At 66.0% G+C, this 7,012-nt stretch carries 7 protein-coding genes and 1 pseudogene; 4 read left to right on the top strand and 4 right to left on the bottom strand.

The features are described from left to right. A partial coding sequence (gene uvrA / locus Q0Q02_RS22535; protein ID WP_293812902.1) for an excinuclease ABC subunit UvrA occupies positions 1-2,144 on the bottom strand: 2,144 nt, incomplete at its 3' end. A gap of 261 nt (positions 2,145-2,405) precedes the next feature. Here uvrA and Q0Q02_RS22530 point away from each other — a divergent pair. Then, positions 2,406-3,074, top strand: coding sequence for a GntR family transcriptional regulator (locus Q0Q02_RS22530; protein WP_293812901.1), 669 nt, complete (start codon positions 2,406-2,408; stop codon positions 3,072-3,074). A 300-nt stretch (positions 3,075-3,374) separates the two neighbouring features. Beyond that, positions 3,375-3,941 (top strand): biotin transporter BioY, encoded by a 567-nt coding sequence (locus Q0Q02_RS22525; RefSeq protein ID WP_293812899.1) that lies wholly within the window; start codon positions 3,375-3,377, stop codon positions 3,939-3,941. 337 nt (positions 3,942-4,278) lie between these two features. Here the strand turns inward: Q0Q02_RS22525 and Q0Q02_RS22520 are convergent, their stop codons facing one another. The 3 genes from Q0Q02_RS22520 to rpiB all read right to left on the bottom strand — a co-directional run bounded on the left by Q0Q02_RS22520 (position 4,279) and on the right by rpiB (position 5,915). Next, positions 4,279-4,833, bottom strand: a complete 555-nt coding sequence (locus Q0Q02_RS22520) for a DUF1254 domain-containing protein (RefSeq protein WP_293812897.1) — start codon at positions 4,831-4,833, stop codon at positions 4,279-4,281. Between the two features lie 153 nt (positions 4,834-4,986). Continuing rightward, positions 4,987-5,328 (bottom strand): hypothetical protein, encoded by a 342-nt coding sequence (locus Q0Q02_RS22515; RefSeq protein ID WP_293812895.1) that lies wholly within the window; start codon positions 5,326-5,328, stop codon positions 4,987-4,989. Positions 5,329-5,465: 137 nt separating this feature from the next. After that, positions 5,466-5,915, bottom strand: coding sequence for a ribose 5-phosphate isomerase B (gene rpiB / locus Q0Q02_RS22510; protein ID WP_293812894.1), 450 nt, complete (start codon positions 5,913-5,915; stop codon positions 5,466-5,468). A gap of 136 nt (positions 5,916-6,051) precedes the next feature. On the opposite strand from rpiB, the gene Q0Q02_RS22505 reads away from it, so the two are divergent. Next, positions 6,052-6,594, top strand: a complete 543-nt coding sequence (locus Q0Q02_RS22505) for a phospholipase D family protein (RefSeq protein ID WP_293812892.1) — start codon at positions 6,052-6,054, stop codon at positions 6,592-6,594. Positions 6,595-6,807: 213 nt separating this feature from the next. Next, positions 6,808-7,012: pseudogene (locus tag Q0Q02_RS22500) on the top strand (ABC transporter substrate-binding protein); the annotation flags it as partial.

Below are 7,012 nucleotides of genomic sequence, written 5' to 3'. Positions count from 1 at the left end.
GAGCGCGGCGTGCGGCCGATCGGCGACTGGTCGATGTCGATGACCTTGTCGAGATGCTCGATGCCCTCGATGCGGTCATGCGGGGCGGGGTGGTCGATCGAGCCGTTCAGCTTGCGCGCCACCGCCTTGTAGAGCGTGTCGATCACCAGCGTCGACTTGCCGCCGCCGGAGACGCCGGTGATGCAGGTGAACATCCCCAGCGGAATCTCGACATCGACATTGCGCAGGTTGTTGCCGCGCGCGCCGACGATCCTGAGGCTGCGGCCCTTCTGGGCCTTGCGGCGCTTGGCCGGCACCGCGACCGACATCTCGCCGGTGAGGTATTTGCCGGTCAGCGAATTGGGGTCGTCGAGAATGTCCTGCGGCGTGCCCTTGGCGACGATCTCGCCGCCATGGATGCCGGCGCCGGGGCCGACATCGACGACGTAATCCGCCGTCAGGATCGCGTCCTCGTCATGCTCGACCACGATCACCGTGTTGCCGAGGTCGCGCAGCCGCCGCAGCGTGCCGAGCAGGCGCTCATTGTCACGCTGGTGCAGGCCGATCGAGGGTTCGTCCAGCACATAGAGCACGCCGGTGAGGCCGGAGCCGATCTGGCTGGCCAGGCGGATGCGCTGGCTCTCGCCGCCCGACAGCGTGCCGGAGGCGCGGGCGAGCGTCAGGTATTCCAGCCCGACATCGAGCAGGAAGGTCAGCCGGTCGCGGATTTCCTTGAGGATGCGCGGGGCGATCTCGTTCTGCTTCTTCGAGAGCCTAGCGGGCAGGGCGGTGACCCAGTCCAGCGCATCCTTGACCGAGAGCTTCGAGACCTCGCCGATATGGCGCCTATCGATCTTCACCGCCAGCGCCTCGGGCTTCAGGCGATAGCCGTTGCAGGCGGCGCAGGGCGTCTCGGACATGAAGCGGCCGATCTCCTCGCGCGCCCAGTCCGACTCCGTCTCCTTCCAGCGCCGCTCCATATTGGTGATGACGCCCTCGAAGGGCTTCTTCACCTCGTAGGACCGAAGGCCATCGTTGTAGGCCATGCGCACGGGCTCGGTGCCCGTGCCGAACAGGATCGCCTTGCGGGCGCTCTCGGGCAATTCGGACCAGGGCTTGGTCATCGAGAAGCCGAAATGCTTGGCGAGCGCTTCCAGCGTCTGGCCGTAATAGGGCGAGGTCGACTTGGCCCAGGGCGCGATCGCGCCCTTCTTCAAGGTGAGGGAGTGATCGGGCACGATCATGTCCGGGTCGATCCGCATCTCGTGGCCGAGGCCGTCGCAGACCGGGCAGGCGCCGAACGGGTTGTTGAACGAGAACAGCCGGGGCTCGATCTCGGGAATGGTGAAGCCGGAGACCGGGCAGGCGAATTTCGAGGAGAAAGTGACGCGCCTGGCCTCGCCGTTCTCCTCCTTCTCATCGGCATATTCGAAGACGGCGATGCCGTCGGTCAGCTCCAGCGCCTGCTCCAGCGAGTCGGCGAGGCGGGCGCCGAGATCGGGCCGGATCACGATGCGGTCCACCACCACGTCGATGTCGTGCTTGAACTTCTTGTCCAGCGCCGGCGCGTCCGCGATCTCGTAGAACTCGCCATTGACCTTGACGCGCTGGAAGCCGCGCTTCAGCCAGTCGGCCATCTCCTTGCGGAACTCGCCCTTGCGGCCGCGCACGACCGGCGCGAGCAGATAGCCGCGCGTCTTCTCCGGCAGCTCGGTGAGACGATCCACCATCTGCTGCACGGTCTGGCTCTCGATCGGCAGGCCGGTCGCGGGCGAATAGGGAATGCCGGCGCGCGCCCACAACAGGCGCATATAGTCGTGGATCTCGGTGACGGTGCCGACGGTCGAGCGCGGATTCTTCGAGGTCGTCTTCTGCTCGATCGAGATCGCCGGCGAGAGCCCGTCGATCTGGTCGACATCCGGCTTCTGCATCATCTCGAGGAACTGGCGGGCATAGGCCGAGAGGCTCTCGACATAGCGGCGCTGGCCTTCCGCATAGATCGTGTCGAAGGCGAGCGAGGATTTGCCCGAACCGGAGAGGCCGGTGAAGACCACGAGCTTGTCGCGCGGAATGGCGAGATCGACATTCTTGAGGTTGTGCTCGCGCGCGCCGCGCACGGTGATGGCGCGGCTGTTCGGATCGGCCGCGCGGTTGCGGTCGAACATGTCTTCCAGCGCAGCGGCCTGGGCAGCGGCGGTATCGGTCTTGCGGGCCATCGGGGCGTCCGTTGCGGTGAAGCGCTAGATGTAGGGCAAATGCCGGGCCTTTCCAGCCTCGCGGCGATCTGCCCGGCATGAATAGCACGCAGCCGTCCCGGCTGCTGCCGTCTTCCTGACAGGAAACGTCAGGATCGGCGAGGCTCCCATATGGGGATCATCGCGCAGATCGCAATCGACTCCGGCCCACGGCCGAATTATCTATAAATCATGACGAAGCCTGCCGAAGACACCATCGCCGTCCGTATCGCCAGGGCCCTGGCCGAGCGGATCATCGCCGGGACGATCGAGCCCGGCTCCCGCCTGCGGCAAGACCATATCGCCGCGGAATTCGAGACAAGCCATGTCCCGGTGCGCGAGGCCTTCCGCCGGCTGGAGGCGCAGGGGCTGGCGATCAGCGAGCCGCGGCGGGGCGTCCGCGTCGCCTCCTTCGACCTGTCGGAGGTGAAGGAGGTCGCGGCGATGCGCGCGGCGCTGGAGGTGCTGGCGCTGCGCCATGCCGCGCCGCATCTCACCGCCGCCATCCTCGACAAGGCCGAGCAGGCGCGGCGCGATTGCGACGCCGCCACCGATGTCCGGGCCTGGGAGGAGGCGAATCGGCGCTTTCACCGCAGCTTGGTCGCGCCGTGCGGCATGAAGCGCCTGCTTGCGACCATCGACGACCTGCATGCGGCGAGCGCGCGTTTCCTGTTCTCGGCCTGGCGCTCGGAATGGGAAGCCCGCACCGACCATGACCACCGCGCCATCCTCAACGCGCTGCGCAACGGCGATCTGGAAACGGCGATCGCGACGCTGGCGCGGCATGCCCAGTGGATTGGCGAACGGCCGGTCCGCACCGCCTCGGGCGCGACGCGCGGAGCTTTTGCGATCGTTGGGTAGGGGGACGCGCCTAAGCTACGAATGCGGGCTCCTTAAACATGCACATGCCGTGGCCGTCAGGCTCGGGCTTGACCCGAACACCTTCTGCCGAAGAGGGCTGCCCGCGCCTCTTCCGGCAAGAGATTCTCGGGCCTCCGCTCCGCTACGCCCGAGAATGACGCTCTGCTCTGATTCAGAATTTCGGGGCCTGCGGGGACGTCACAGCGAACGGCGCACTTGCCTTTTCCAGCGAGATATGGACTTCCTCATAGATCAAAGATCGAAATTATAGATAATTTGATCGCGACCCTAGGAGTGACCATGACCGATCTTGCCCTCAGCCGCCCGTTCAGCCCGCTGCGGCTGGAAAGCCGCACGCTCGCCTGGCAGGCCGGCGCCGTGATCGTCGGCAGCCTGCTGCTGGCGCTGTCCTCGCAGATCAAGGTGCCGATGTATCCGGTGCCGATGACGATGCAGACCTTCGCTGTCACGCTGATCGGCGCGCTCTATGGCTGGCGCCTCGGCGCGGTCACCGTGATCGCCTGGCTGGCGCAGGGCGCGATGGGCCTGCCCGTCTTCGCCGGCGCTGTCGGCGGCGCGGCCTATTTCGCCGGCCCGACCGGCGGCTACCTGCTGGCCTTCCCCTTCGCTGCGGCCCTGACCGGTTGGCTGGCGCAGCGCGGCTGGAACGGCAGCCGCGTCGGCCTCGCCTTCGCCGCGATGCTCGCCGGCAACGCGCTCTGCCTGGTGATCGGCGTGGCCTGGCTCGCCGTCCTGATCGGCCTGCCCAAGGCGATTGCGTTCGGTGCTGCGCCCTTCATCCTCGGCGCCATCCTGAAGTCGGCGCTGGCCGCTGCTACGCTCAAGGCCTTCGCGCCGCGCGGCTGAGACGGTTGAGCGATCTTACATCGAGAAACCGGCAGGCTTCGGTCTGCCGGTTTTTTTGTTGAACTGTTGGCTTTCGCCTTTTCGCGGCCGCGGTGTCTGGGCCGATACCTAGCGGAGAACGCTCCCAAACGAATCCGTCTGGCGGGCCGGGGCGCCGATGCCGGGTTGCGTATAGGCCGGTCCGTCGGCTCTTGCGCGGGGGACGGTATCCTGCGTGACGCAGCCGACCGGCCCGAGAAGAATGAAGACTAAGGCAACATAGCGTTTCAACACGGCGCCCCCCATTGCTGCGTTCCGGAACCAGAGCCGAGGTGCTTCGGACGGCTTTGCTTTCGCCTCACCTTCGCACGATCCCGATGCCGGACAACAGGCCCTTGGGACAATCCGGGGCATCAGGCCGGCATGCGAGGCCTCGCTGCCGTCCAATGGCAGGCGCCATGGCGGTACTCGAATGCAGCCGCCCACCCCGGCTTGCGCCGGACGGGGGCGCTGCAATATCCGTCAGGGCCGCGTCGTCCCAGTTCGGCAGTTCGAGATTCCCGCTGCTCTTCGGACTTACTTTGATGGCATCCTGGAGCCGGTGTACCTCGGCGAGGTCCTTCGGATCATTTGGGTCAACCAAGGTTCTGACAGCGACGAGGGCATAGCGGGTTCCGACAGACTTCTGCGTCAGCGTGATCGGCTTGGTGCCATAGGCAACGACTGACACATAGTGATCTTGATCGACGACCATCATCGACATGAAGTTCTTGCCCGCGTCGGGCAGCGAAACCGTGGCTGCGCCACCGAGGAGATCGAAGACGGCAAACGAATAGAGTGTGTCGCGGTTCATGCGAATGACGGTCTGGTCATCGACCGAGGCGGGTTCCCGGGCATGGTGAAATTTGCCCAATCCTCCCGCAACCTTCGCATTCGCAGCAAGATATCGATTGGTCTCTGCGCGGGGAAACTTGTCAACGGTAACAGGGACGCTGGCACTTTGCGTCTGAGCGACGGCTCCACTTGCAAGGGCTGTTGAGGCAGCCGTGAGACTAGGGGCCGGACCCTAGAGCAGAAAATGCATCCCGAATCCGAGGATGATGAAGCCGGTCCCGACGACGAGCGCGACGAACTGAGGCTGAAGGCGCGTCCGCTGCTCTGCAAACAGGCCCGCCTTCTCAGCCCTCGACATGCGATCGCGGGCCTTGAACTGCTCGGCGAGGACGGAGGGATGGACGCCGCTCGGGCCGTCTTTTTCCAGGTCCATGCGGACGGTGATGAAGACGATGACGAGGCCGAGGACGCCGAGGCCGAAATAACCCACGAGGCGGATGGCCCCGTAGAACACCCCGATGCCGGCGGCAGCGAGGAATGGGAACGCGATGTAATCCCATTTGGTGAACCGCATGAGCCATCTTGCGGTGCGTCGGAGCGCCTGTCCAGCCGCCGGTCGGCGTGCCGGGACCGGCGCCTCGATCCTGTTGAGCCATCTCACCGCGGGCTGACCAGTCCCCGGTTCGGCGAGGCGGGACGAATGGACTGGCGCTATTTCTCCAGCGCCGTGATCATCTCCACCCGCGTCGCATGCCGGCCGCCTTCGAAGGTTGCGCCCAGGAACGCGTCGACGATCGCGAGCGCCAGCCCTTCGCCAACCACGCGGGCGCCGAGCGACAGCATGTTGGCATCGTTGTGCTCGCGGATCATGCGGGCCGAGAACGTGTCGGAGCAGATGCCGCAGCGGATGCCCTTGACCTTGTTCGCGGCCATCATGATGCCCTGGCCGGTGCCGCACAGGATGATGCCGAGCCGGCAATCGCCGGAGGCGACGAGCCGCGCGGCCGCTTCGCCGTGCTTCGGATAGGGCGTGCTTTCCGGCGTCGTCGGGCCGATATCGACGACATCCCAGCCCCGTGCCGCGACGTGCTTCGCGATGGCCTGCCGGAGCGGGATGGCGGCATGGTCGCTGGAGAGGACGATACGGTTGCTGGCGGTCACGGCGAGGTCCTTCCGTTTCCCAGGGCGATCAGGGGCTTGGTCGCGTTGGATCAGGCGGGCATGATCCCGTCAACGTCATGATGCCGGCCTGCTCGATAGGCGGGCTGGGGCGACCTCCGGAAGGAGGCACATACCGATGAAGGCGAAGCCTGTCGTGAACACAATCCGCATCATCAGCCTGGCGATCGCGCTGGCCGTTTCACCCGCGTGTCATGCCGCCTCCGGCGTGCAGGTCGGCTTTTCGCCGGAAGGGTCGGCGCGGCAGCTGGTGCTGAAGGTGATCGGCGAAGCGACGCGCAGCATCCAGATCCTCGCCTACGCGTTTCAGGCACAGGACATCATGGATGCGCTGGTCGCAGCGAAACGGCGCGGGGTCGAGATCCGCGTGGTCGTCGACAAGGACCGGAACACGGGCAAGGCGAGCAGGACCGCCATGGATCTCGTTGTACGCAACGGCGTGGAGCTGCGCACGAACGATCGCTTCCACCTCCATCACGACAAGACGATCATCGTCGACGGAGACACCGTCCAGACGGGCTCGTTCAATTTCGCTCTCTCCGCGGAGACGAAGAACTCGGAGAATGTCGTCGTCATTCGCGGCATGCCGGAGATTGCGGCGCAGTATCGGTCCCATTGGCAGTCGCGCTGGGATGGCGGCGTACCCTATCGCGGCCAGTGACGCCGCCGGCAGGGCCTTGCGGGGCTGGAGGCTTGCACGGTCCTGACGGGCGCTGACAGGGTCGTGCATCGCTTCACCGCCCCTCTTGAGCGATGCTGCTTCGCAAGGAGCGGGAGGGGCGGATCAATTCGCCCGCCCCCGCGTTACAGCGCGAACCGCCTGCGCAACCGGCCCCGGCGGCTTTTGTCACGATCAATAGGGGGAGCGACGACGATGAAAGCCCTTTTCGGAGCAGCCACATTCGCACTCGGTCTCGCATTGGGCGCGCCGGCCATGGCCTGCGAGCTCGACCGCCCGCTGAAGATCGCCGGGCTCGATTATGACTCCGCCGCTTTCCACACCGCGGTTGCCGGCGCGATCGCGGAGCGCGGCTTCGGCTGCAAGGTCGAGCGCGTTCCGGGCGTGATCGCGCCGCTGG

The sequence above is a fragment of the uncultured Allobosea sp. genome, assembly GCF_945956895.1.
Lineage (GTDB): Bacteria > Pseudomonadota > Alphaproteobacteria > Rhizobiales > Beijerinckiaceae > Allobosea.
Note: the sequence above shows the minus strand (reverse complement) of the source record. Positions and strands in the feature narration are given on the sequence as shown.